We start from the raw sequence: 25,674 nt of genomic DNA, 5'->3' as shown, positions 1-25,674 counted from the left end.
CCTAAATCGCATATTGAGTAAAAAAACGCTCGCGGTCGCACTGTAATAGCGCCGCTCGCTTGTGAGGAAAATCAAACTCGAATTGCTTTTCTAAACCTAGTCTTTCGGTAATGCTAACTACGCGGTGATTATCGGCACGCGGCTCGCCCATGATTCGTTGGGTATTGGGCTCATCTAAAAAGCAGTACTGCAAAATGGCCGAGCCCCAAGTATCAAAGTACACGCCGCCTCTAAAGCTAAAATTGCCTACCAGTATGTGTACTCCTCGGTCGTGATCTTGGCATTGATAATGCGGACCTAACCTGTCTTCTGGCGTCCAATACACCTCAAAATAACCAAAGGGAATGCCGTCAAATTCACCAATTACGGCATATTGATGGGCGTCATCTTCCATTTTGCTTAGGTACTCAGTGTGGCTTTGAAGGCTGCCTTCTAACTCCCACACCGGTGAGATAATGGGGTGGTTGTGCCAGCGGTTAAAGCAGCTTAAATCTCGCTGTTTGTCTATCACCCTAAAGGTGACTTGTCGCTTAAGGTGATAAAAATAGCGGGTAAATACTTGCCCGGTTGGTTTGTTGGGGCGAGAAGGATGCTTTATGCCGTTAGTGGCCATTAAGGTTTGTGGCTGATGCGCTGCTTGTTGCTCTCGCCATAGTGGCGCAGTCTGCAAAAACTGGCTTAAACTCAAAGCCTTATATTGAGACTCCGCAACTAATGCTTTGGCTGCTTTGGGGTAGTAGTTACTTTGCAAGGCAGCTACGTTAAGTTGGAACAAGCCATGTTCAGCTGCACTCCACCATAGTAAGTCATCGGTTTTATGAATTGCATTTAGCTGCGCATCATCTTCTTCAAAACTGAGTTGGCACCAATCACCTACTTTTTCTATTAATCCTTGGCTTAGGCTTGTCCCGTTCTCTCGAATCTCGAACTTAATGGCATTATCCGAGATGCGTTCATCTGCGAAACACAGGGTTCGGCCTCCGGCTAAGCTTTTAAAGCTTAATTGCTCAGCTTTTTGCTGTTTAAAAGGATTTGAAATAGAGCAGTAAATCTGGCTCGGGTCAGCTAATGTAGCCTCGTTATGGTCGGCTAAAAAGCAATAGAAATTGCGCTTCCAGTGAAGGTTTGATGAGTTGAGTAAATAGCTGTAAAAAGAGTTATCTTTCGGGTTTCTGGCGCTAAGCTCACTCATTTTGTCGCGACATAAATCCCACAGTTTGGTTTCGTTAATTAGATCGCCTGCTCCGATGGCAGCTATGGTGTTGAGTAAGGTATTTCCTATCAAATAGTAAGCGTGGTAAGGATTAACCTGCTCGGCTTCCATAAAGTACTCTGGTGCGCCATCGCTAAGTTGCTCTTTGAATAATGCTAATGCTTGGCTGGTTAAGCCTATACCTTGGCAATCCCTAAAGGCTGAGCCTGTAGGTAAATTATCTTCAATTTTGACCAAGATATTTTGCTGGTGGGCCAGCAATACAAAGCCATAATCTGAACGTGCGATACACAGTGGCTTGATTACATTATCCCAAAAGGTCGACATCCAACGCAGTGCAGCGTGCTCAAAGCACAGTTGCTGTTGCTGGGCATAGTGCTTAATCCAGCTAACTATTTGCGGCTCGGTTTGGCTGGCGTTAACTTGGTTTATGCTGGCTAAACAATACACATTGGCTGCGTTTAACTGGCTTTTCTCTTGATTGGATTTATGGAAGGGGTTTTCTCTAAAACTAATGAGCGGAAGATCTAACACCTCTCCATCTATGTCGTTAATGCTGGCCCAAAGCGGCTCTTCGATAAAGTAGCTGTTTGGCAAGCGTTGGCGTAACTCTGCTCCGTTCTCACTATTAAGTAGTTGAGAAAATTGAATGCCTCGTTTGGCTTCTTTGCTGCTTAATAGGCGTAAAGAGTTGGTGAGCTTAACCGGTAATGAAACCTTTAACATCCAAGCTTGTTGTGGATGGTAAATCGCACGGCTAGACGAGGTGGCTGTCCAGCCTGGTGAGCTTAGTGCTAAGTCTTTTACCACTTCGTTCAGGCTTAAAGCTTGCTGGCTTTCTCGCCAAGCTTTAGCTTGCAAGGGGTGCATAGGAAACGGCACCCATTGTTTATCGATAAATTGAATCTCGTTCGGCTCTTTGGCGATCTTAACGCTGTTGCTATACAGCTGCTTGAGCTTTTCGCTTAGGTCGCCAATTTCACTTTCGCCTACTAAATGCGAGCTATGTACCGCAAACCATTCTATCGAGAATTGGCCAGCAAACTCTGGCAAATATTGGGTTTTCTCTTGCTGGTTAAGCGGCTCGCAGCTTTTACCTGCAGGGTGCATGCTGTGGCCACCAGTTAAACTTTGTTCCGACATAATAAACTGGTCTAGCGTAAGCGTAGAGCGCTCCGCCAGCGCCTGCTCGGCGCTGTTTATGTAGCAATTAGAGTCTTGCACCCGCTGTAAGAATAAGGCTTTTTTGTCTTCGCTTAACTCAGGGTAAAGAGCATTTACAACCAGCGTAGTAGCTTGCTTAAAGCTTATTGGGCTTTGGCTTTGCGCCTCATGCAAAATGATTTCGCCGCTATAACGGTGGCGCCAGCTGGGCGATACGTAACGTAGCTTTAACTCCAAGCTGGCCTTAGTAGAAAGAGGAAGAAAGACCGACTCTCCCTCGAGATGTTTGTTGGCGGTTTCAGCCAAAAGGCTATTGAAAAAAGCCTGCTGACAAAGTGCATGGGTACTCATTTTAGTCGCTCCTGATTGGCTGATTTAGTTTCTCCCCAAGGGCTTACGTTTGCCGCGCCAAGCCACTCGAAGCTGTGGTCGCTCACATTCGCGCGGGCTTTTTCTCTTTTACTTATTGGGCTACCTAACACCAAAAAACCTACTGGTTGGTGCTTATTTTGTAGGCCCAATAATTGGCGCACATTAGGTAGCTCGACCGCATCAGTGCTATACCAAACTCCGCCAAACCCCAAAGCGTCTGCAGCTAACAAAATCATTTGGCACGCGGCTGCTGCAGAGAACACTTGGTCTTGTTTGGAGATGGGGCTGGGCTCGTTTATTTCGGCTGATACCAATACGATGCTGGGGGCTTGTTTTAAGTAGCTAGCAAGGCGTTTCGCTCGCTGTGGATCTAGCTCACTATTGCTTTGTTGCCATGCGGTTTGTAGCAAGCTAATTAGCTCCTCAATGCGTGTTTGCTTAATCACTAAAAAGTGCCATGGCTTTAGCTTTCCGTGGTCGGGAGTGCTCATGGCCGCTTGTAATATATCGGTCATTTGCTGGGTATTAGGCGCCGGCAAAGATAGCTCATGAACGTGGTAAGACACACGTTGATTGAGAAATTGTTGGAGTGTATTCACACGCGATTCCTGTAGCTAAGAAGCAAGAGTAAAATGAAGTAGATGGAGCCGATAACCGATACCATAAGGCCAGCGGGTATTTCGTTAGGCGCCATTAATTCGCGGCCTAAGCGGTCAGCCCATATCAATAAAATGGCACCAGTAATGCCCGACGCGGGTAATAGATGCTGGTGGCGGTATAAACCTAAAAGCCGCACACAGTGCGGTGCTAATAAGCCGATAAAGCTAATCGCCCCAATACTGGATACACAAATAGCAGTGAGAACCGCCGAAATAGCCAATAACAAGTAACGTTGGCGCTGCAATGCTAGGCCTAAGGTTTTAGGAATAACTTCGCCAAGTGGCATTAAATCTAACTGCCTTAACAGCGGGATGATGGCAACCAAGCAAAGTGCGATAACCGAAGCTATTGGGATGATTCGATCAAAGGTTGCCCCATAGGTGGTGCCCGCTAACCACATCATGGTGACGGAGGCGGTGGAGCTGCCAAAGGTGAGTAAAATCTGGGTGGCGGTGCCAGCAAAGGCAGTAATTACAATGCCAAATAAGGCTAGCTGGGCAACACTGAGTTGCTGTTTTAAGCCCCAAGAGAGTAAGCCAATCACCAAGCTTCCACCTACTAACGCGGCGAGGGTTAACTGCCATTGATTCGCTGCTGGAAAGTACACCAATACCACGGCAATCAGTAATACTGCCACCGCACTTACACCAGAAATATCTGGGCTGGCCATGGGGTTTTTAAATAAGGTTTGCAGCAAAGTACCTGCGCAGGCTAAGCCAAAACCACCTAAACCCGCCAGCAGCACCCGTTGATTCACCCATATTGCGCCTACATCTTGTGGGCTGCGCAAACAAAAAAACAAACTTAAACCAAGCAGAGCACAAAGCGAAGCCAGTACCACCCGAGGTCGGGCATGAATGATTGGTGTTAAGCCGATGTTTTGGCTTTCCACGGCTGCAAGTGCTTTACCCGAGCGTTGAAAGAGCAGGAATACAAAGTAAGGTGCGCCAAGCAAGGCAGTAAAAGCGCCAGTTGGTAAGCGATACCCTAGAAACAGTAAGCTGCGCGAGCACCACTCTGCGGCTAATACTAAGGCTGCACCAATAATAACGGTGACTAGCCATTGTAAAGCGACATGATTGTTTTCGCCCTTAGCGAGTCTTAATACTAAGCGAGTAAGGTGAGGCGCCATTAAGCCCACAAAGCCAATCATGCCAACGATTGATGTGGCCAAGGCAGCTTGGCCAATGGCGAGCAGCAAAATAGTCCATCGCCAAGGTTTAACTGCTAAACCCAAGGCTGCGGCATTGGTATCGCCTAATAAAAATAGCGCCAGCTTAGGCAAGACCAAAATACTTAAGGCTAAAAATGCCAGCATGGGTAGCGTTGTTTGTTTTAGTACTTCTGGGTTGGTTTGCAGTACTTGGCCGCTGCCCCACAAAAACAAGCCATCGGTTTGATTTTCGAAGTACAGCATAAACAGCGAAGAGAGCGCGCCAGCGCTTAAACCCAGCGCCATGCCAATTAAAACTACTGGTAGTTTGCCACCACCAATTAACTGGCTAACCGCTAATACCGCTAAAGACAGCAATAGGCCACCCACTAAGGCACCCACCCATACCAGTTGTAGATTGGCCTCAGGCACAATTACCCGCACTAGCACTGCTCCAAGCAGCGCACCAGCGGCAATTCCTAAAGTAGATGGGGAGGCAAAGTCGTTATCTAAGCTGTTTTGAATTAAGAAGCCAGAACTTGCTAGCAGTGCGCCAGTGCATAAAGCCATCAGCGCGGTAGGTAGCCAAATGTTAGTCAGCATTGCGTCTGCCAAACCAACCGGTGCAATGGCGGGGCGGCTAAAATAGTATGCGCTTAGCAGTAACAGTAATAAACCTAGGCTTGAAGAAAGAGATTTAACCACCTTGTTGCTCCTGCCAATCTAGTAGTGAATTAGCAAAGGATTCAGCCATTTTTATCGACGACAGTGGCCCGCCAAAACTAAATAAAGGTTCAACTTCCGATAACTGGTTCTGCTCAACAAAGGGCAATAAAGACCACACCGGTGAATGCATCATGCGCTCGCCGTCTACTTGGTTACCCGCAAGCAGCAAATGGCTGTTGCTTAGTTTTGGTAGTTGTTCAAGTTGCAAGTGGATAAAGTCTTTACCCGGTAAACCTTGCTGCCAAACATAATTGAGCCCTAGCTGTTGGCTTATCGCACCGGCCAGGCTTTTATCGGTGAATACTCTTAAGCCGTAACCCATGCCAACAAACTTGGCGTAAGCAATTGGTTTATTGCTTAAACCTTGGTCTGCAAGTTGCTGTTTTAGCTCGGCTAAGCGCAGGCTTAAACGCTGTAGTGTTGCATCGGCGAGTTCAGTTTTATTCACTAACTTAGCAATGCCACTAAATACCTTTTGCGACTGCTCAAAGTAACTAAAATCAGTTTGCTTAGCTGAGGGAAATTGCTGGTAAAGCAAAGTAGGAGCTATGTGCTCTAAGGCGTCTAAAATTCGGCGATGGCGAAATTCATAACCGATAATTAAGTCGGGCTTTAACCTCGCGATAGTGGCCAGATCTGGCTCTTGGCGACGACCTATTTCAGTGACCGAGTCGGGCAGTGCAGGGTGGTTGGTTTGCCACTTTTTGTAGCCTTTAGTTAAGGTTACTCCCACTGGCACAATATCTAAGCTCAGCAGCATTTCTGTTGCAGACCAATTAAGTGCCACTACCCGCACAGCAGGCTGCTCGAGGCTAACGCAATTGCTTAAACATACTTGCTGGCCCGCGGCATGAGCCGCTGTTGTGCTTAGTAAGGTTATGGCTAAAAACATCAGGCGAGTTGCTAGCAGGATCATTGCTGTTCCTCTGGCCAGAGTATTTGTTGTTGCCCTAGTTGGTGGCTGGTAACCGGTGTTTGGTAAACTTCGCTTACGTCCTTGGCGTTAATCACCTGTTTGGCCTCACCACTATTCACAATGAGGCCATGATTTATCAGAATGGCTTGGTCGCTAAACTGCGCGGCTTGGTTTAAATCGTGGAGTACCCATACAATGGTTTTGTGGTATTTCCGGTTCAAACGTCGAACAATTTTAAGCAGGCTCAATTGGTGAGAGATATCTAGCCAAGAGGTTGGTTCATCCAACATTAATACTTCGGTATCTTGGGCAAGTACCATTGCTAACCAAACACGCTGTAATTCGCCACCCGATAAATCGGTAAGCAGTTGCCGAGCATAATGTTTAACCCCAGTTTCTTGCATCGCCCAATCAATGATTTCCTTATCGTCGTTAGAGATATTTTTGTACCAAGGACGGTGAGGGTGACGACCAAAACACACTAAGTCGGCCACATTTAAAGTGGCAGGCACGGGGTTGCGTTGTGGTAACAGGGCTAGCTTTTTAGCTAGCTGAGCACGGCTGTAGCTTGGTAAAGCTTGGCCAGCAAATTCCACTTGCCCGCTGGAAGGGGCTTGCAAGCCACAAAGCACCGACAAAAGGGTGCTTTTGCCTGAGCCGTTAGGACCAATCAGCGCGGTAACCGCGCCTTGCTGTATCGTTCCACTCATATTTTTGAGAATGGTATTTCCCCCCAGTTGGAGGGAAATATTATTAAAAGTAAACAAGCGCTATCCCCTAGAATTCAGCGTTGTAGCTAAGTGCGTAGGTTCTGCCTTGGCCTTTAAAGCTAAACAATTCTGGTGCCGAAATGCTGCTGTAAAGGATCTGCGCGCGTTGTGACCAAAGGGTTTCGTAGTCTTTGTTGAAGAGGTTTTGAATACCAAAGTTAAGTTGGCCAATCGGTAAGGCGTAGTAGGCACTTAAGTTAGCTAACGAATAACCCTTAAGCTCTCCGCCGTTGTCATCGCTGTAGTCAGCTAGAGTTTGCCATTGCAGCTCGGCGCCATAGTTAAAGTTGTCGTAACCACCGCGCAGTACAGCATTAGATGGGCTGGTTTCTTCGGCTGCTAGTGCGCTCCAAGAGCCATCTGATTTAGTTTGGCTTTTGATTAAATGCGCTTGTACACCGCCGTACCAATTTTCGGTGAACAGGTAGTTGGCTTGTCCTTCTAGTCCGTAGATGCGTCGTTCATCATCGTTCACAACTACTGCTAGGTTGCTGCGATCGTAAGAGGTGGTTTTATCCGACAATGAATAGTAAGCCGCTAGTTGCACATCGTAGTTTTGTTGGGCGGTACGCCAACCTAGTTCGAGTGAGTTAGTTTTAACCCCTTCAAGGCGATTATCGGCAACGTTGATGCTGTTAACCAAGTTTGGGCCGTCTCCATAGGTGCCACTGTAAGTGCCATTGCCGTAGTATTTAGCCGGGTCTGGTAAGTTGAAACCTTGGCTAAAGTTGGCCCAAAGTTGCTGTTGGTCGTTAATGCGATAAATTGCACCTAGGTTAAACAGCAGCTCGTTGTAGTCGGTTTTTCCGCCTTTAATGGCATCAGGTGAAATCGGGCCGTAAGCGCCAATGCCTGCTAAGTGTTGTTGCAATACGCCTACGTTGTCGCCTACTTCATGTTCAATGTATTGGTAACGTAGGCCGCCAGATACACTCCAATCTTGGTTGATATCCCAGTTTGCTTGGCCAAAAGCCGACAGCTTTTGGGTATCAATATCTGGGTAGCGCTGCAGGGTTTGTACTTGCTTAAAGTTCATGCCGCCAGAGGCTAGCGCGGTGTTGGTATCAAAGATTTTTTGCTTGGCAGAAAAAGACTCAGACTCGGCATCAATACCGTAGCTAATTTCCAGGCTATCAAAGCCTTTAGTGAACAGTAGTTTTGCGCCAAGTACATCGGTTTCTTGTAATGACGCGCCGTATAAGGGGTAACTATTACCGGGTAACGGCGAGCCAGTTACTTGATAAATCGATGGGAAGGGATAAAACTGCATCGACTCGCTGCGGTAATACGCCTGGGCCAGCATGGTTTGATTTAGCAAGTTATTGTGGCGGTATTGCGCATTAACTAGCACACGCTCGGTAGCGGGTTGCTCCTCTAGTTGCAGGCCTTTTTGTATGCTAATTAGTTCTGGTGCACCAAAAATACCGGCTAAGTTAGGGCCCAAATAAGTGCCGTACTCTGTATCTTGTTCGCTGTTGTAGTATTGGCCTGTAAGCGATAATAGCTGATCGCTGGTGGGTTCAAATTCAAGATTACCCATGATGTCGATGCTTTGATTAAATTGCAGATCGGTTTGGGTGATGTCTGGCAAAATCATTTGGCCATTGGCGTCGTAGGATGCGCCGCGCCCTTCGTAGGCTGCAGACAGTCTTCCTCGTAGCTTTTCGCTACCCCCAGATACTGCTAATGCTAGGTTCTTGTTGAGATCCTCGCTGCTATTAAAACCAGAAGAACCGCCAACTCTTAGCTCAACTTTTGTTTCATCTGGCGTCGCTTTTTTGGTGATGATGTTGATAATACCGCCCGCTGCGCCTGCGCCATATATCGATGTAGCGCCCGATAGCACTTCTACGTGAGCAATATTGAATGGGTCTATGCTGTCTAACTGGCGGCTAATTGCGCGGGTTGAGTTAAGCGATACGCCATCAATCATTACCAGCGCAGAGCGACCACGTAAGTTTTGGCCAAAATTGGTGCGCCCTTCGTTACCAAAATCAAAGCTAGGGATAAGACGACCTAAGGCCGTTTTTAAGTCGGCACCGGTGTTTATTTCGCGGTTCAATTGCTCTTGCTCAATCACCCACATGGTGGCTGCGATATCTGAGATTGAGGTATCCACCCGGTTGGCGGTGACTACCACTGTTTCCAAGGTATTGGCTGCATGGCCACAACTGGCAAACAGCACGAGTGCTAGTGGTGTTAATTTGGTGCTTAAAGTGTTTAGTTTGTTCATTATCTTCCTTGAACCTTAGTTATTGTTGTTACGTAAGAGTTGCTTGCAGTTGAGCTTGTCGGTTTAGGTGAACGATCAATCCGATCATTGCCAAACTGAACAACCAAATTGGGGTGAGCAGGGGGATGCTCAGCAATAAACTGATACTCGCTACTGCGGTACCTAGCAGGTAGCCAGCGGTGTGAGCCCTGGCTAAATAGGCACTTCGTTTTGCTCTAAACGAAAGTGATGGATTGGTTTGGTAAGCTTGTTGGCTATACCAACTTGGCAGGCCTGAAATGGCAAAAGCCAACAGGGCTAATGCCAGCAATAACAGCCACCAAGTGGCAACCGAGAGGCTAAGTAGCATGGCGCCGCTACCAAGAAAAAGTAAAAATAGGCTGGGAATAAGCCGCGCGTAGCGTGAGATTACAGGCAGTAAGAAGAACTGATAAACAATCAGTGCCACGCTTAAATACAGCAGTAGAGAGGCATATACCTTGCTGGCTTGTTCACCTTGATAACCAAAGTTAAATAGCTGGGGAAGAATATAATATTGAACAATGCTAACTAGCGAAGTGGTTAGCACCGCCAAGCTTAAAATACTTTTAAAATGCCAAGACTTAGATGGGGTTATAGCGTGATTTTGGGTTTGCTGTTGCTTAGCGCTAGACCATGGTGGGGTGGTGCTAAGGCAATACAACAAGGCAGGTAAAACCAGTAAAATAGGGCTAAACATAAGCCAATTTGTGGCCAGAGGAAGTAAGGCCAAACTAGGCCCTAGTAACCTGCCAATGGTAATGGCACCGCTGGTTTTGGCCAGTTGCCCAAGGTTAGTTTTGTTTACCACGCTAAGGTGGCAGTGAGCCAAAATAACAAAAGCGCTGCTAAATACACCCAACAACAAACGGCTTGCGCCAACCACCAGAAGCGAAGTTTGCTCGCTGGCAAAAAGGCTTAGCCAAAATAATACATTGGCTGCCAAGAAGCCGCCCACAGCAATGCGGGTGCTAGTCCAAAGACCTAATTGGCTAAGTCTATTTCCCCAAAATTTCACGCCAAACCAATAAGTGATTAGGTTCAGGTTTAAGATCAGGGTGACTAATCCTAAGTCTTTTTCGCTTTGGCTAAACCCGAGTAAGTTCGATAGTTCTGGCAAAAAAGCCAGCACCAAAGTTTGGTTTAAGCCCAAAAGAATGAGTAAGCAGCGATACAACAAAACTACAACTTAAATACAAATGATAATAATTTGCATTATCATTGTTTATTTTTGTGGCTCATGTCAATATATTGCTAACAAAAATAGCAACAAAAAATAAACTTAGTTTTACAAGGGGTTAGGAGAAGTAATGTTCAATCAAGCTCAGTGGCAGTTGGCCAATACTCATTTGGTCGCAAAAATTTTGAGTGAATTACAGTTTGAAGAACGGCTTCAATTTAGCCTAGTAGACGCTAGTAAACTGCAAGCTAAACCCTCGGATACTTTGCAATATGTTCTGGCTACGGCAAACCGTAACTGGCGTTTTAACGCCAAGCAGACTATCTGGGGCATGTTTATTATTGAGCCATCAAGTATCGAGTTAAGTGATGCAAGTGTCCCGCTTGCTAGTGAATTACTGTTGGATATTCAAAGCCAAATTCAGATTAGTGATATTAATTTGGCTGGGCTGTTAGAAGAGATACAACAAACCTTATACAGTGATGTGCTGCGTTGGGAGCAGCAACAAAACATCAATGCGACCGATTTAGTATTGCTTAACGAAACCCAGCGACAAGCATATTTAGACGCCCATCCTAAGGCCATTGCTAACAAGGGGCGTTTAGGCTGGGGTAGCCAAGAGCTTGCGAGCTATGCGCCAGAATCGGCAAGCGCAATTAAGCTGCATTACCTAGCCGTAGATAAAACGCTTTGTCAGGTAGGCTTTAAACCTGGCTTAAGCCAAGCAGCCCTACTTGAACAAACCTTGAGTGAGCAAGCATTTAGTTCTATGAATTCCAGACTGCCTAATGATTGGCTGAATACCCATTATGTTTTGGCGGTTCATCCATGGCAGTTTGAGCGCTTTATTCAGGTGCAATATGCGCAATACTTAGCCGAAGGCTCGATGATTTACTTGGGCGAAGTAGCCGATTGCTGGCTAGCACAGCAATCTATTCGCACCCTAAGCAGCGACAACCCAGCCTTGGCTTTTGATGTGAAAACCGCCTTAACCATTCTTAATACTTCTTGTTATCGAGGGATCCCCGGGCAGTTTATTGCTCAGGGGCCACAGTTGTCTGAATGGTTAGCGGGCTTGAGCCAGCAAGACGCTTTGTTTGTAGAGTGCGGGCTGTATGTTCAACAAGAGGTGGCAGGCGTATTTTGCCCTCATCCTCAGCAGCAACAGTTGCAGGCGGGGGCTTACCGCTATAAAGAAATGCTGGGCTGTATATGGCGAGAGCGCGCAGAAGCAGTAATTCCGCAGCAGCAGCGGCCGATGTCTATGGCTACGCTAATGCAACAAGACAATGGCGGAGAAGCAGCGATTGTTGCGCTGATCAGCTTAGCTGAGATTAGTGCTGAAACGTGGCTGCGTAAGCTGTTTAAGCACGTGGTAGTGTCTTTATATCACTTAATGTGTCGCTATGGCGTAGCCTTGGTCGCCCACGGGCAAAACATTACCTTGGTACTTGATAAACACCAACCTGCTGGTTGCATTATTAAAGACTTTCATGGTGATTTGCGCTTAATCGATCAAGCATTTCCCGAGCTTGAAAGCTTAGATAGCGAAGTGAGAGCTAACTTAACTCGCTTGCCTGCTAACTATTTGATCCATGATTTGATTACTGGCCACTTTGTTACGGTGCTGCGCTTTGTTTCGCCTAAGTTGGTCAGTTTAGGTGTGAGTGAACAACAGTTTTATAGCTGGCTTGCCCAAGAGCTTGCTAGTTATCAAGCTAGTCACCCAGAGCTAAAACAACGCTTTGAGCTGTTTGATATATTTAAACCAGAAATAGAAAAGATTTGTGTAAATCGGGTGCGATTTAAGATTGGGTATGGCGATAGTGATCAGCGGCCATTACCGGAAATTGGCGAGCCGATAGCAAATCCTCTGTGTTGCTCTATTAGCCCTGAGAATTGATTCTCAAGCTTTATTGGCTATTGGCATAATGCTTAAGGGCGAAGCTCGCTCTTAAGTGTTTGTTGAACCTAGAGGCTGGCTAAGCTGCAGAGACGTAATAGCCGCAAACCTTCCAATGACCGTTCTCAAACACCGGTGTCACTGTTTCTATAACCTTTTGCAAGTATTCGGCTTCGAGCTCAAATTCTATGACCACATAGTCACCTACCGGTGCATTTGGTACCTTGCAAATATGATTCGCGCTCTTAAAGGTTCGGCGGGTGGTTTCTCCCACCTGCTGATTGACCAGTGTAATGCGTTTACTGAGCTCATCTAAGGAAATTTGTGAGCGAAAGTAGTCAGCTGTTGCTTTGTAGGCTTTTCCATAGTGGCTATTATCAATTAAATGTAACCAAGCTAAAGCTTCATTTACTGCTTCTGTTTTTAACTCTTTGTTTATTTTCACCTTATTTCCTTACTAGGGCCTGTTGATCTTTGGTGTTGAAATTTTATTCAAGATAAGCGGGCTTTAATCGCGGCGAGCACTTTGAAACCTAGTGGGCTAAGTGAAAAGTGTTCAACGAAGAGTAAAGTTCGCTTATCTGAACCCTTCGGGCAGCATTTCTTAGCCATTTATTCAGCGTTAGCGAGTGATTATTAAGCCAACTTGACTTCACACTCACTGCCTTGCCTAAATGGTTAATAAATTGCTGTAAAAACCATCAGCAAAGATCAACAGGCCCTAACTTGTTGCTTGGTTCTATTGGTTTTCTCCAATACGCCACAGCACTCCACTGGGATCGGTGAGGCAAAAATCTCGCATTCCCCATGGTTGCTCACTGATTGGCGTGATGCTAAAAGCCAATCCCGAGCCAGAGAGTTTGTCGCTAATAGTTTGATGCCAATGATCTAGGTCTTTAACCAGCAAATGCAGCATTAGGTTGTCGCATAACTGCTTTTGGTAAAAGTTTTGCAGTAAAAAAGAACAATTTTGGTGATGGAAGTAGGCAACACCCTGCTCGTTTGAAGCCATGGTAAAACCAATAGTTTGGTAAAACTGGATGGAGGTTTCAAAATCCTTACTAGGTATAAATGCTTTTATTTCAATGGACTGTAGCGGCTTCATGGTTTTCCTTACTGCTAAGTAGGTCTAGCAGTTGTGGTTATTTAGTTAAGCTGCACTAAACATCTCTTGAGTTAAGTTTACCGAGCGACATAGTGATGGGATATCGGGCAGCAACAGGTTTGAGCCTACTTCTTCAATTAGGCCCTCGGTTTTAAGTTTTTTTATGGTTCTGGATAAGGTTTCTGGCGTCATGCCTAATTGAGATGCTAGCAGCTTTTTACTGCAAGGCAGGGCAATTCGGTTCTCTTTTACATACTGCTTCTTGTAGATCTCTGCCAGTTTCATCACTAAACGCTGATTAGCATTTACCTGGGTTAATATGTCGATAGTATTCATCAAATCGCCTATGCGGTTGCCCATAAAACCCAATATTCGTAGCGAAAGCTCTGGGCATTGGTGAAGCGTTCTAAAGACATGCTCATAAGAGAAAGAGGAGAGAATGGAGTCTTGCTCTATACGAGCACTCATTGGGTATTTTCTTGGGCTTAAAAATAACGCAACTTCGGCAAAAATATCCCCCGCCATGAACACTTTAAACAGTTTTTCATCGCCATTAGGCATTAGCCGAAACAGTGACACTTTACCTTTTTCTATGCGATACACGTGGTTAGCTGACTGTCCTTGGCTAAATAGCAGGTCGCCAGCTTTGCAATAAAGCTCAGTTCTTCCTTCAAGAAATAGCTGTTTTTCTTTGGTTTTTAATATGGATATCATCGACGCTGACATAACTAAACCTCACGCTTGATAATTATCAAGAAGATAAAACATTCACTTGAACTATATTGGGAATGATAATCAATATCATTTGAAAGGCAAGTGGTTTTGGAGGATATATGTTTGGTATTAGTCGAGAGTTTCAATGGATTGTCTTAGTTGCAATGGCTGTATTACTAAGCCTGTTGATGTTCTCAGTCGCTGCTGTTTAGCAACAGTTTGTCTCTTCTGTATAGTGATGTCGCTATGTAATAGCCATATTTGGCGTTTGCCTATTCGCTAAACATGGCCTGTGGCATTTCAGCTAAAAAATAATCACTCCCTTATAAACAAAGTATTTGCAAAGCTAAAAGATCTTAATGATAATGATTTTCATTTGTATTTGTTGGCGGTGAAATGTGAATACTTGGCAAGGAATGATGAATATCGGCAATCAGTTTTTTAACCAACAAAACTGGCCTGAAGCCGAACGTTATTACGAAGACGCAATTTTTCTGCTTGAAGAGCGATTGGTTAAAAATCCACGTTGCGTCGAATCCATTCAAGGGTGGATTTGTGCTTATCACAACCTTGCTGAATTGTTTAACCGTGCCGGCAAGTTTGAAGATGCTCAACGCTGTTTGTTTATTCCCCATCAGTCGATGTTACGCATTTATCAAGATCAGCAAAGTGATGAGGACCTACAGCTGATTGCGCTTAAGGCAATCAAACTTACGCTTAATCCTTTGCTTGAGTTCGCCAAAGAACATCCACCCTGTGAGGCCTGTTTAGCCGAGCTTGAATCTCAACTTGAGCTAGCTTATGGCGATCAAAGAACCTACCACTAACCCTAAATGTAAAAGGACTTTTATGAAAAATCTTGCCGTAAAAACACTGGCAATAAGTGCAGCCTTGTTGCCTTGTATGGTGTTTGCCCATGCTGGTCACGATCATCAATCTAGTTGGTCAAACTTAGTTCACTTTCTATGGTTAGCCCCGATTCTTGTTGCGGCTGGCCTGTTGTTTATTACACGTAAAAAAGCAGCATCAAAAAAATAAGGAGATAAGCATGTTATACAATGCTTTCGCAAGATTGGATGAAGTGTTTAGCTTTAACAAGGTGTCTGCACATTGCGATATTCCGTGCAAAATCTACGATCCTATTTCGGCTCAGTTAGCGGTATTAACCATGATCCGTATGGTTGATTTGCTTGAAGAGCTACACGCTAAGTCTGAACTGAGTGCTAACGAACAAGCCCAGTTTGGCAGACTAGTCGCGCAAAAAGAGGAACACGGTTTAAAAGTAAAAGAAGAGATCAGGGTGATTTGGGGAGACTACATCAAGCAGCCTCAGCTTGATGCTTACCCGCAGCTACATGAGCTTAGCCACAGTATTATGCTGGCAGCATCTAAGGCTAAGCAAAATATCGATAAAAGTGCTTGCCTAGAGCTACTTGATAAAGTGAATCAATTTGCCGATATCTTTTGGCAAAGCAAAGGTGTGGCTACCTTTAAGGCAGCTTGCCCCTATCCGCCAGCGCAGCAGATCGTATACCCGGATTTGAAGGCGTAATTGTCTTGTTTGGTTTAAGCATTAACAAGATTAGAGGAGATAGCATGTCTCCTCTTTTACCTAAAAACAGCTATGTAATGTTTCACCGTTATTACCTGACTAAGCACTTTAAAGCGGGTGATGTAGTTAAAGTATTGCACCCTAAGTTTGGTCTAATTGTGAAACGAATAGGTTGTATCGACAAGTATGGCTTTATTTGGTTACGCGGCGAAAACCCTAGCAGTGTATCTACTATTGATATGGGCCCTGTGCGTGCTTCGCGCATTAAAGGCAAGGTATTATTCTGGGTTAAACCGAGCTAAATAAGTTAGCGGTTTATATTATCGATAAATACTGTAGTTTCTGTTTACTAACAAGGTTCTAAGGCAGGCACTATTTGGCGAGTTTGCTGACAATTCCTTTCTTTACCCCTATAAATCATACTGATATTGTTGTTATTTATTTGTTTAGCTTGAACTATGTATTAAGCTTGGCTTAACTAAGCGTGTAAACAAGCAAAAGGCATTGCTTTGATGCGGTATGAGCGTAGTGACGGTATTTTCTAGCAGGAGGGTTGGATGACCGAACAAGAATTACTATCCCGTGTGAATGAATTACCCAAAGTCTCCAGTGTGGTTCAAGAGCTTGTTAGCATGCTTAACGACCCTGAATGTGATTTTGCCATGCTGGCAAAAAAGATATCCATGGACCAAGTGATTAGTGCGCGAGTATTGCGTTTATCCAACTCTGCTCACTTTGGTCGCAGCCGCACCATTGCCTCGATTAATGAGGCGGTGATTCGTTTAGGCATTGCGCCGCTTAAAACTATGGTGGTGGTATCTTGGCTTACTAGTGCGTTTCCCCGAGTGCCTAAGCTTGATATGCAAACCTATTGGAGTGATACCTTCGAGATTGCTAGCATTGCCAGCAAAATAGCCGAAAAAGTGCGTATCGATGCTAATGAAATGTTCACCGCGGGGATCTTGCATAACATTGGCGATTTAATGGTGTTTACTTTAGCGCCCGATGTTGCCGAACAGGTGGCCGCTCGAGTGGCAGAAGGTGAAGACCGCCAAGCTGTGCAGCAAGAGCTCCTTGGCACTACCACCGCAAAACTGGGCGCCGAACTAGCACGCGCTTGGAAATTTGCCCCGCGCTTAGTAGATACCATCGAGTTTCATGTAAATCCTGATGCCGCTAAAATTGAACCGCTACGTGCCTTGGTGCTTAATTTTGCTTGTCGCTTGCATCAAGATTGGGATCATTTGGAAAGCAAAGCTGCCAAAATTGATTACTTTGCCAGCCATGCAAATTCTGGCGCGTTGGTATTGCCTTCCTCTTTTTATGTGTCTATCGACAAAATCCGCGGCCAAGGCCGAGAAATGGCGCTGCAAATGGCGAGCTAGTACTAAAAGCGCTTATTGAGCTTGCTATTCTATGGTTTAATAGGCGCGTTAATTAGCTAGTGGATCCTTGTAGTGAGCGCATCAAACGAAAAACGTCTAAATAAATTTATCAGTGACTCGGGATTTTGTTCCCGTCGTGAAGCCGATAAATTGATTGAACAGCAGCGAGTAACCATTAATGGCCAAAAGCCTGAGTTAGGGACTAAAGTTCAACCGGGCGATAAGGTTGCAGTAGACGGTAAACTGATAAAAGCTATCGCTAGTAATAAATCTGATCGTGTTTATATTGCCTACAACAAGCCCATTGGTATCACCAGTACTACAGAGCGCCATGTTAAAGGCAACATTATTGATGCCATTGGCCACAAGCAGCGCATTTTCCCTATCGGCCGTTTAGATAAACCCTCTGAAGGGCTTATTTTTCTAACTAGTGACGGCGACATCGTGAATAAGATTTTGCGTGCCGAAAATGCTCACGATAAAGAATACGTGGTGACGGTAGATAAACCCCTAAGCGAGCGCTTTGTTGAGCGGATGCAACGTGGCGTACCTATTTTAGATACCGTGACTAAGCCCTGTAAGGTGAAGGTAAACAGCAAGTTTGTCTTTACCATTGTGCTTACTCAAGGCTTAAACCGCCAAATTCGTCGTATGTGTGAGTACTTAGGTTATGAAGTTACCAAGCTTAAGCGCACCCGTATTATGAATGTGCACTTAGATAAACTTCGCCCTGGCCAATGGCGTAACTTAACAGATGCAGAAATGGCCGAGATTAATCAAGCTGTAGCCCACTCAAGTAAAACCGCACCAGAAACCACAGCAGCCACAGCCACCGAGAAAACGGTGTTTGTGAATAAAGCGGCAAGCAACAAGGCGCATGATAAGTTTAAAAAAGCGCGTAGCCAAGGGGCGAATAAAGCTACTTTAAGCCTAAAGAAAAAGTAATCTTAAGCGGATTAATATTCAGCAACTTAGAAGCTCATTATGATAGATAAACAAGCGCGGCAATACCTGCAAGAGATGGATATCGATGTGTGGCTCAAGCGGGCCACACCGGTAAGCAAAACTCTGCGAGCGTCGCCGTCTTGGCCGTTAGTGCTAATTATAGAGTCTGCAGTTTTAGAGCAGCATTTAGCGCTGTTTAAAGGCATTGTTGCGGCGATGAAGCTAGAGTGGGCCGATATTCATATTTGTAGTGCTGCGCATTTTCCAGAAGCTATCGATACTTGGGTGTTATGGGCCGATCCTTTGAGCACTGCGCCTAAGCATTCTAAAATCTTGTTTTGCGACCCACAGCAGTTAGCTAGCGATAAACAAGCTAAGCGTATTTTATGGCAGCAGATATGTGCTCAGATCTTAAAACAAGCTTAAGTCCTCTATCGGTGATGGATGTGCCGATGATGCTAAACATAGAGCAACAAGCACATTCGCACCCATGGAGCCGTGCTTTACTCACCAGTAACTTTGGTGGTTTGTATCGAAACCTTGGCCTTTGGCAAGACGACTGCTTATTGGCTTACATTATTTTGCGGGTGGTGGCCGGCGAGGCTGAATTAATCAATATTGCGGTAACGCCCGAACAGCAAGGCAAGGGCTTAGGCACCCAGCTTATGCGGGCAATGTTAGAAATGGCAGACGAGCAGCAATGGCAACAGATTTTGCTGGAAGTTAGAGAAAGCAATGTGAGTGCTCAAAAGCTCTATCTGCGTTTTGAGTTTGAGCAAATAGATCGCCGAAAGGGCTATTATCCCTGTGATAAAAAAGGGCGTGAAGACGCCCTTATTATGCAACGTTTTTGTTAGGCTTTTTTAGCCGCAACCGATGTTGCGGCAACCCTCATTACCAGTGCCACTGAAAGTGAATACCCTGATAATTACTACCACCTTTAATTCTGCCAAATAGCGATGAGTTCTCGAAGATACCCGAGCGGTGATGAATGTTATAACCCAGCCACATTTTTTCCATTTCTGGCTTCTTAAACAAGTCACCTAAGTTTACATCTAAAGAAAAGTCTAAATAGTTGAGCAACTTGCTTGGATTATAACCTTTACCTTCTTCGGCTAAGTCAACTTCTTCGATATAGGTAATATTGGTGACATAAGAGAGGCCCTCTGCTACGCCAAAACGCCAACGAATTGGCCAAGTGAAGGTGTAATAAGCCTTAAAGGCAATCACATACTCAAGGATCGGGTCTTGTACCTCAGAGCTATGGTGATAAGCCAAGCCTGGCGTTAGGTAAACGTCTATTGGGAAGCCGAGCAAGGTTTCACTGAGTAGGTGACCATAAAACACCGAGCTTAACTGGTTGTTATATTCATCTTTTTCGGCTTTAAAGTGGATGATATCGCCTAAGTTAGAAGGGGTTGCCCAAGCATGAGATACCCTCAAGTAACCTTTTGGCCAGTCGCCTTCAGTGGTTTGATACTGCTGGTTGAAAAAGCTAATGCCCAAAAAGCTTTCGAATTGAAAATCTTTGTCGATGATATCTACGTTTTGTACTTCTTTACCGTAATAAGTACCCCCTAAGCGACCCACTAGATAGAAGTCTCGCCATACGTGGTAGCGCACATCGATACCGGCTTTTAAATCCACATCAGCTTGGGTTTTAAAAAGCTCTAGGCCGTAGTAGCGGGTATTGTACTCGCTGCTTTTAAGGTGAGCGGTGGCATAGGGTGCTAGATACCAGCGATTGTAGTGCTTCTGCCAAGTAAGGCCTAAGTTGCCGTGAAAATTACCGGAATCATCACTTAATAACTCGGTGTTAAAAGAATAATTGGGTTTGAAGCGCCATTGGCTGCGAACACCGTAATCAATGCCGTCGCCGCGAATTTGGTTTTGATACTCTGACGGAATGTCGAAGAAGCGATATCGGCCCATAACAGAGATATCAAAGTCGTCTTCTTTCCATATTTTGTAGCCAGCTTCTAAGCCGTCTAGATATACTCGGTCGCCTCGGTAATATAGCAGCGGCATAACATCAGCAACGGTATTGGTTTCTGAGCGAAAGGGGATAGTGGCATTTCTAAATCCAAAAGCGATGCCCCAATCGTCATCCATTAAACCGTCAACCATTTCACTGGCTTGGCTACTAAGGCTAAAACACCACAATGTTAAGACAAGAGAATATGAGAGTAGCGAGTTAAGGTGGCGTTTCACCGCTTGATTCTTCCATGTTGGCTGCTTTTCGAGCCAATATTGTCGCACGGGTCACAGATAAACTAAAGCTCGCTTCAGAAAGTGGCATGAAGTTTCCTTTTTGCAAGGTATCTTGTGCCACCCAAATTTGATTCATTTCCAAAACCAAATAGCTAGAAACGTGGTGCTCAGGATCAAACATTACAAACAAAGATGGGTAGGTATTAAGGTTGAACTGGTCGGCAAAACGCTCGTGGGTGCGGTCGGTATCAATGTTCACCTGTACTTTCACATAGTCTTCAAGCATCCGTTTGATCTGAGGATTGTTTAAATAGTCATATTCAAAAGCGATACAGCGTTGGCAGGCTTGCCTGCGCAAATACAAAAACAGCGGTTTTTCAGTGAGTTTTGATTCTCTAATGCCTTGATGGTAGCCCTGAATATCAAATAGCCAGCCATCTTTGGCGCTCACTCCGCGGCCATGAACGTGGTAGATAAAAATGTAACTAAGAGCAGCGCCACCTAAGGCTATCAATATCAAAGTAAAGAAGACTTTTTTGAATAGCTCAAAGCTCATCGCTTGCCCCTTGGTGAATTAACTAAGCATTTGTTTATAAACGTACTTAGTTAGCTATCGGCCTAATAATAGTAAGCTTTAGTTTGTTGATAAATCAAGCTAGGGCTAGCTTGGACGATTTGCTTAAAAAAAAGCCTCGCAAATGCGAGGCTTTTTGCAGGAGAGCTTAGCTATTTAACAAATTCTAGAATTGTTAGTTGCTCACCTAGGTATGCAGTATTGTTACCAGGAACTGGATACAGCTGCGAACTACGAGATTGTCCATCGTCGTTGTCTGCTAGGGCAATGTTCCAGTCAATGGTTTTACCCGCTAAGCTGTCTACCGGCAGTTCAATAGAGAATTGCATGATAGTGCCATCTTCATTCCATTTGGCAACACGCTTACCAGGGAAGGTGTTTTTCTGGAAATCTTGACCCACGATGCTGCGCAGTTGCACAAATTCTTCACCAACTTTAATGAAAATTTCAATGTTGTCGGTTTGCCAATCATCGCCACTGGTCACCGTTTTGTTGTCATGGCGGTGAACAACACCATGCAAGGTGTTACCAGAGTAAGCTACCCGCCAGCTACCATGAATAATATCTTGGCTTGGCGGCGTTTGGTCTTGGGTATTTAACTGGTTAAAGGCAAACGGGTAGTGGTAAACATTTTCCCATTTTGATAGGTCAAAAGCGCTAGTGGCATCAAGGCCTTCAATTGGCTCGGCTTTAAAGCTAACTACTTGGCCTTTCAATTTATCGCTAATTTCAGTGTTTTGAGCAGTAAAGAATACTTCACCAAAATCATGACCTTGCCAGCCGTTGTTAGTACCAGGCACCGGATAAAGCTGCGCGTGACGACCAGCTTCTGGGCCAGCATCGTTATCGGCTAAGGCAATGTTAAAGCCTAAAGTTGTACCCGACAGAGTTTTGGTTTTCTTCGGCGTAATTGAGAACTCTAGAACAGTACCATCTTCGCTCCAGTAGTTTTTGATATCAGCTTGGAAGGCTGTAGGAGCAAACTCTTCGCCAACTAACGCACGAATTTGCGCAAACTCTTCACCAAAACCTAGGAATACCTCTACAGAGTCATTTTCCCAAACCTGCGCTTTGTTACCGGTAACAGTTTTGTCGTCTCTACGTTCTACACGCCCATAAAGGGTGTTGTCATCATAAAGTAAGGCAAAGCGCCCCGAGATGTTGCTCTCTGCTGGTAAGGTTAGGTCTTTGCCACCTAATTGGTTGTAGGCGAAGGGGTAGAATACCGCGTCGTTCCACTTGGCAATGTCGCCATCTAGAGGCATTGCTTGTTTCGCTTCGTTACTAATAAAGGCTTCGAAGCGGCGTCCGGTATCAGCTAATGGTGCTGGTGGCTCCCAATCAAATTTGCCTGCGGCTTTATCGGCAAATACTTTATTAACCGCTGTGTAAGCTGGTTTTTCTTTGTATTGCTTATCAAACATTAAGCCGTGGTCGTAACCTTTAAACCAGTGCGGAATCCAGCTGTATTTATCGCTAATACCCCAAGTAGTGAAGAAGTTAACTTCATCGTAGTAAGCTGTTAGCTTAGCTAAGTCTTCATACATGTTGGCTTGTTGTTGCAACATCCGGTCAGTAGCGGGATCTTGCATACGAATATCAATTTCGGTGAAGTGGAACTCTAAACCAAGCTCTTGAATTCGCTCAATGTTGGCAGCAATGTCGGCAACCCGAGGCTGTACGCCAACTACCAAGTGGGCTTGAGTACCAATACCGTGAATAGGCACACCTTGCTCTTTCAGTTTTTTCACTAAGCGGTAAGCTGCGTTCGCTTTTGGTGTTTTACCTTCGGTAGAGTAATCGTTGTAAACCAAAATCGCATCAGGGTCGGCTTTGTGGGCAAACTCAAAAGCTTTGGCAATATAGTCTTCACCTAGCGCTTTGTACCATATTGTTGGACGCCAGCCGCCGTTATCATCTAAGGCTTCGTTTACTACGTCCCAGTATTTCACTTTACCCTTGTAGTGACTCACTACAGCGGTAATGTGTTCTTCCATGATTTTTAGCATTTCTTCTTTAGAGAAGTCGCCATTGTCTAACCAATCAGGGTTTTGAATGTGCCATACTAAGGCGTGGCCACGAACCATCATGTTATTTTTTTGAGCGAAATCTACCAGCTTGTCAGCTTTATCGAAGGTGAACTTGCCACGCTCTGGCTGCAAGTAGCTCCACTTCATTTCGTTTTCTGGGGTAAGTTGATTGAATTCACGAGCCAGTGTCTCGGCGAATTGCTTATCTTGAAGGTGGCGTGTTTCTAAGGCCGCACCGATGAAGGTGTCTTGACCTTTTACTACATCTCTTAACGGAGCAGCGTTTACTTGTAAGCTGCAAATTGCAGCAGCAAGCGCCGCCACTTTAAAAATTCCTGTCTTAATCGCATGCTGGCGCATGTTTCTCACTCCTTAAACCGTTCTTAGCTTAAGGCTACCTTAGCCCTCCTTTTATCTAGGGAGCACTGCGAAACTTGATAAATTCGTTGCGAAAAATCACTAATGTGAGCTCTCTCATGCTTGTATGATAATTAATGAATTTCTCAGTTGCAGATGAAACTTACTAAAGTTTGTTCCGCGCTGTCATCACTATTTGCTTGTTTAGTAAAGATATTTAGGTTGAGCTAAGGCTTGGCGTTGTTTTCTTCTGAGAGGGGAGTTGCAGCCTGTTCACTGTTTGCTTGCTCAGCTTCTAAAGCGGCGCGCTCAGCTTTTGAAACATAGCGCGGTTTGTTGCTATTTTGCTTTTTAGCGTTGGCTTTTTTGGCTTTTTTCTTCAGCGTTTCGTTGATTTTCTTTTTGCGGTTCACGAGTTTGTGCCTGTACTAAATGATTGGGCAAGTTTAACAAATTGTAGCAATAAGTTCTTTAGCTTATGCCTGAGGAATAAGTTAGCACCAGCATCCATGCCGGTTTGCTAAATTGAATGCTTAGGCTGCCTCATGTATGGCTTGATGGGCTTGCTTTTGAAGCTGCTCCGCTAAATCGAAGGGCAGGCGCAGAGCGTAGGCTAGGCCATCTAAGTGTGCTTGCTCAGCTGCGTTGTCTACGTTGATAGCAAAGCAAGAGGCCAAATAGAGCTCAGATTTTTGCTCGATTGTTTCTACTTCACTTGCCAACTCGCCAATAGAAATAGGCTGGCGCATTAGTTGATACAAGGTCGATTTCACGTGCTCGCTCAGTTCCATTTGTTCTAGCGCTTCAAATATCCGTTGTTGCTCTTGCTCGTCAATGTGCCCATCTGCCTTGGCGGATGCGATCATCGCTTTAAGTATCGTGAGCTGAAAATCGTTGTTATTGGCGGTACTTGTAAAGCTGGATTGATCAATTTGCTCTAATTTTTGGCTAGTATGGTGGTTTTGCGAAGAGCTAGATTGCTTTTTCCAGTTACTAAAAGCGCTATAAGCTAAGCCGCCCAGTACCGCTGCACCGCCATAGGTTGCCGCTTTGCCAGCAAATTTTCGTGCGGATTTGTTACTTACTAATAAGGTCATTAAGCCACCCGCTGCAGCGCCTCCGGCTAATCCACCCGGAATTGCCCCCAATACTCCACCACCTTGCTGTGCGGTTTTGGGAGCATCGCCAGAAGCACCTAAAAACTGGTTAAGTAAATTGTTAATCATGCTAGTTTCTCCTCTTGCTTAGCTAGTCTTCTCCGTTAAGAAAACCAAGAATATGCAGCAAGCTAGTGAACAAATTGAAGATGGCAACAAACAACGAGGTTGTAGCCATAATGTAGTTGGTTTCTCCGCCATGAATGATGTTGCTGGTTTCATACAAAATTAGTCCCGACATCAACAGAACGAACATGGCCGATACACCTAAGGATAGCGCCGGAATGGCAAAGAAAATTGCGCCTAAACCGGCAAAGAAAGCCACAATAATGCCCACCATTAAAAAGCCGCCCATAAAGCTAAAGTCTTTTTTGCTGGTAATGGCATAAGCAGATAGCGATAGGAAGATCACCGCGGTAGCTACCATGGCTTGGCTAACAATCAGGCCGCCATTTGGCAGGCTTAAGTAAGCGGTAAGGATTGGCCCAAGGGTTAAGCCCATAAAGCCAGTTAGAGCAAAAATGCAAACTATGCCCCAAGCACTATTGCGCAGTTTCATGGTGGCAAACAGCAAGCCGAAGTAGCCCACCAAGGTGATAATGATACCGGGATGGGGCAGGTTCATTGCCATAGAAAATGCCGCGCTAGCACCACTAAACATAAGCGTCATAGAGAGCAAGGCATAAGTATTACGAATAACTTTATTGGTGGCTAATACGCTCTCGTTAACATGGTTAGGGGTATTGCTAATAGGGTGATTGTTCATCTTGTCACTCCTTCCTCAGCAGTGTTTGTTGGGTATTCGGTGAACTCTATAAATTCGCTATTTAGTGGATCGTTATCGTCTTCATCGCTCAAGCTGTAATAGTCGGCAACACTAATGTCGGGGGCCCGAAGTGCCTTATTGCGCCCCCGTGCTATACGCCGAGTTACCGAGCGACTGGCCCGGCTAGCTGCGCGGTCTATAGCAACATATATTTGAGCTTGAATGTCTTCTATCACCACATCGGCTTGGCCAGCTAACTTAACCAAAATTTGGCAGCGCTTGCCGTTTGCCCCGCTGCTCTCTTTGCTATCTGACAGCTTGACCGCAATGCGCATAATGTTGTTGTACTGCGACCCAAGTGCAAAGTTAATCCGTCTTTCGATGTAGGCTTGCAGTGGTTCATTCAGTGGAAAGTGTTGTGAATGCATATCAATTTTCATACTACCTGGCATGGTCTGCTCCTAAGCTGAATCAATACTTTGAATCACGAGTCACTACCTTAATGGGCTTTTATACTTAGGTATACTCGAATATACTTTCCTTATAGTTCGAAAAATACGAAGTGTTTGC

The 25,674-nt window shown here is 45.1% G+C and carries 26 protein-coding genes; 9 read left to right on the top strand and 17 right to left on the bottom strand.

The window, feature by feature from the left end:
- Position 1: 1 nt before the first annotated feature.
- The 7 genes from LQZ07_RS20615 to LQZ07_RS20585 form a co-directional block, all read right to left on the bottom strand.
- The gene (locus LQZ07_RS20615; protein WP_152784312.1) at positions 2 to 2,728 is read right to left on the bottom strand and encodes a GNAT family N-acetyltransferase; all 2,727 of its coding nucleotides are present in this window, start codon (positions 2,726 to 2,728) and stop codon (positions 2 to 4) included.
- Complete coding sequence (locus tag LQZ07_RS20610) at positions 2,725 to 3,348, bottom strand: nitroreductase (protein ID WP_016401606.1); 624 nt, start codon at positions 3,346 to 3,348, stop codon at positions 2,725 to 2,727. Before LQZ07_RS20610 ends, LQZ07_RS20615 begins: the two co-directional genes overlap by 4 nt.
- Complete coding sequence (locus tag LQZ07_RS20605) at positions 3,345 to 5,267, bottom strand: iron ABC transporter permease (protein ID WP_152784314.1); 1,923 nt, start codon at positions 5,265 to 5,267, stop codon at positions 3,345 to 3,347. Before LQZ07_RS20605 ends, LQZ07_RS20610 begins: the two co-directional genes overlap by 4 nt.
- The gene (locus tag LQZ07_RS20600) at positions 5,260 to 6,204 is read right to left on the bottom strand and encodes an iron-siderophore ABC transporter substrate-binding protein (protein WP_152784316.1); all 945 of its coding nucleotides are present in this window, start codon (positions 6,202 to 6,204) and stop codon (positions 5,260 to 5,262) included. The genes LQZ07_RS20605 and LQZ07_RS20600 overlap by 8 nt, the downstream gene beginning before the upstream one ends.
- Positions 6,201 to 6,914 carry an ABC transporter ATP-binding protein gene (locus LQZ07_RS20595; protein ID WP_194164184.1) on the bottom strand — a complete coding sequence of 238 codons (714 nt, stop codon included), beginning with the start codon at positions 6,912 to 6,914 and terminating at the stop codon, positions 6,201 to 6,203. Before LQZ07_RS20595 ends, LQZ07_RS20600 begins: the two co-directional genes overlap by 4 nt.
- Positions 6,915 to 6,981: 67 nt before the next feature.
- Positions 6,982 to 9,207 (bottom strand): TonB-dependent receptor, encoded by a 2,226-nt coding sequence (locus LQZ07_RS20590; RefSeq protein ID WP_152784320.1) that lies wholly within the window; start codon positions 9,205 to 9,207, stop codon positions 6,982 to 6,984.
- A 28-nt stretch (positions 9,208 to 9,235) separates the two neighbouring features.
- Positions 9,236 to 10,345: a hypothetical protein gene (locus tag LQZ07_RS20585; protein ID WP_152784323.1), complete on the bottom strand. Its 1,110-nt coding sequence runs from the start codon at positions 10,343 to 10,345 to the stop codon at positions 9,236 to 9,238.
- A 190-nt stretch (positions 10,346 to 10,535) separates the two neighbouring features.
- On the opposite strand from LQZ07_RS20585, the gene LQZ07_RS20580 reads away from it, so the two are divergent.
- Complete coding sequence (locus LQZ07_RS20580) at positions 10,536 to 12,308, top strand: IucA/IucC family siderophore biosynthesis protein (RefSeq protein ID WP_152784325.1); 1,773 nt, start codon at positions 10,536 to 10,538, stop codon at positions 12,306 to 12,308.
- A gap of 79 nt (positions 12,309 to 12,387) precedes the next feature.
- Here LQZ07_RS20580 and LQZ07_RS20575 read toward each other — a convergent pair whose 3' ends face one another.
- The 3 genes from LQZ07_RS20575 to LQZ07_RS20565 form a co-directional block, all read right to left on the bottom strand.
- Complete coding sequence (locus tag LQZ07_RS20575) at positions 12,388 to 12,753, bottom strand: DUF4019 domain-containing protein (protein ID WP_016401599.1); 366 nt, start codon at positions 12,751 to 12,753, stop codon at positions 12,388 to 12,390.
- Positions 12,754 to 13,047: 294 nt separating this feature from the next.
- Positions 13,048 to 13,413 (bottom strand): VOC family protein, encoded by a 366-nt coding sequence (locus LQZ07_RS20570; protein ID WP_152784327.1) that lies wholly within the window; start codon positions 13,411 to 13,413, stop codon positions 13,048 to 13,050.
- Positions 13,414 to 13,458: 45 nt separating this feature from the next.
- Positions 13,459 to 14,139: a Crp/Fnr family transcriptional regulator gene (locus LQZ07_RS20565; protein ID WP_152784328.1), complete on the bottom strand. Its 681-nt coding sequence runs from the start codon at positions 14,137 to 14,139 to the stop codon at positions 13,459 to 13,461.
- A gap of 386 nt (positions 14,140 to 14,525) precedes the next feature.
- Here LQZ07_RS20565 and LQZ07_RS20560 point away from each other — a divergent pair, with 386 nt between their 5' ends.
- From LQZ07_RS20560 to rimI, 8 genes are all read left to right on the top strand, one after another.
- Positions 14,526 to 14,954 (top strand): hypothetical protein, encoded by a 429-nt coding sequence (locus LQZ07_RS20560; RefSeq protein ID WP_152784330.1) that lies wholly within the window; start codon positions 14,526 to 14,528, stop codon positions 14,952 to 14,954.
- Between the two features lie 22 nt (positions 14,955 to 14,976).
- The gene (locus tag LQZ07_RS20555) at positions 14,977 to 15,165 is read left to right on the top strand and encodes a hypothetical protein (RefSeq protein WP_152784332.1); all 189 of its coding nucleotides are present in this window, start codon (positions 14,977 to 14,979) and stop codon (positions 15,163 to 15,165) included.
- 10 nt (positions 15,166 to 15,175) lie between these two features.
- Positions 15,176 to 15,679, top strand: a complete 504-nt coding sequence (gene sodN, locus LQZ07_RS20550; protein WP_152784334.1) for a superoxide dismutase, Ni — start codon at positions 15,176 to 15,178, stop codon at positions 15,677 to 15,679.
- A complete protein-coding gene (locus LQZ07_RS20545) occupies positions 15,628 to 15,981 on the top strand; it encodes a S24 family peptidase (protein ID WP_371923299.1) in 354 nt (117 codons plus the stop codon). Before sodN ends, LQZ07_RS20545 begins: the two co-directional genes overlap by 52 nt.
- A 255-nt stretch (positions 15,982 to 16,236) precedes the next feature.
- Positions 16,237 to 17,064, top strand: a complete 828-nt coding sequence (locus LQZ07_RS20540; RefSeq protein WP_152784338.1) for an HDOD domain-containing protein — start codon at positions 16,237 to 16,239, stop codon at positions 17,062 to 17,064.
- Between the two features lie 72 nt (positions 17,065 to 17,136).
- Positions 17,137 to 18,009, top strand: coding sequence for a 23S rRNA pseudouridine(2604) synthase RluF (rluF, locus tag LQZ07_RS20535; protein WP_249483331.1), 873 nt, complete (start codon positions 17,137 to 17,139; stop codon positions 18,007 to 18,009).
- 39 nt (positions 18,010 to 18,048) lie between these two features.
- Complete coding sequence (locus LQZ07_RS20530; RefSeq protein WP_152784340.1) at positions 18,049 to 18,435, top strand: DNA polymerase III subunit psi; 387 nt, start codon at positions 18,049 to 18,051, stop codon at positions 18,433 to 18,435.
- Positions 18,396 to 18,866 (top strand): ribosomal protein S18-alanine N-acetyltransferase, encoded by a 471-nt coding sequence (rimI, locus tag LQZ07_RS20525; protein ID WP_227981518.1) that lies wholly within the window; start codon positions 18,396 to 18,398, stop codon positions 18,864 to 18,866. Before LQZ07_RS20530 ends, rimI begins: the two co-directional genes overlap by 40 nt.
- Before the next feature lie 37 nt (positions 18,867 to 18,903).
- Here rimI and LQZ07_RS20520 read toward each other — a convergent pair whose 3' ends face one another.
- The 7 genes from LQZ07_RS20520 to LQZ07_RS20490 form a co-directional block, all read right to left on the bottom strand.
- Positions 18,904 to 20,220, bottom strand: a complete 1,317-nt coding sequence (locus LQZ07_RS20520; RefSeq protein ID WP_152784342.1) for a MipA/OmpV family protein — start codon at positions 20,218 to 20,220, stop codon at positions 18,904 to 18,906.
- Positions 20,204 to 20,776: a thioredoxin family protein gene (locus LQZ07_RS20515; protein WP_152784344.1), complete on the bottom strand. Its 573-nt coding sequence runs from the start codon at positions 20,774 to 20,776 to the stop codon at positions 20,204 to 20,206. The genes LQZ07_RS20520 and LQZ07_RS20515 overlap by 17 nt, the downstream gene beginning before the upstream one ends.
- Positions 20,777 to 20,946: 170 nt before the next feature.
- Positions 20,947 to 23,184 carry an endo-1,4-beta-xylanase gene (locus tag LQZ07_RS20510; protein WP_152784346.1) on the bottom strand — a complete coding sequence of 746 codons (2,238 nt, stop codon included), beginning with the start codon at positions 23,182 to 23,184 and terminating at the stop codon, positions 20,947 to 20,949.
- Positions 23,185 to 23,408: 224 nt separating this feature from the next.
- A complete protein-coding gene (locus tag LQZ07_RS20505) occupies positions 23,409 to 23,594 on the bottom strand; it encodes a DUF2986 domain-containing protein (RefSeq protein ID WP_249483329.1) in 186 nt (61 codons plus the stop codon).
- 120 nt (positions 23,595 to 23,714) lie between these two features.
- Complete coding sequence (locus LQZ07_RS20500) at positions 23,715 to 24,407, bottom strand: tellurite resistance TerB family protein (RefSeq protein ID WP_152784348.1); 693 nt, start codon at positions 24,405 to 24,407, stop codon at positions 23,715 to 23,717.
- Positions 24,408 to 24,429: 22 nt separating this feature from the next.
- Positions 24,430 to 25,104: a Bax inhibitor-1/YccA family protein gene (locus tag LQZ07_RS20495; protein WP_152784350.1), complete on the bottom strand. Its 675-nt coding sequence runs from the start codon at positions 25,102 to 25,104 to the stop codon at positions 24,430 to 24,432.
- The gene (locus LQZ07_RS20490) at positions 25,101 to 25,556 is read right to left on the bottom strand and encodes an HPF/RaiA family ribosome-associated protein (protein ID WP_152784351.1); all 456 of its coding nucleotides are present in this window, start codon (positions 25,554 to 25,556) and stop codon (positions 25,101 to 25,103) included. The genes LQZ07_RS20495 and LQZ07_RS20490 overlap by 4 nt, the downstream gene beginning before the upstream one ends.
- Positions 25,557 to 25,674 lie beyond the last annotated feature (118 nt).

The organism is Agarivorans sp. B2Z047, from assembly GCF_023373605.1.
Taxonomy (GTDB): domain Bacteria; phylum Pseudomonadota; class Gammaproteobacteria; order Enterobacterales; family Celerinatantimonadaceae; genus Agarivorans; species Agarivorans albus.
Note: the sequence above shows the minus strand (reverse complement) of the source record. Positions and strands in the feature narration are given on the sequence as shown.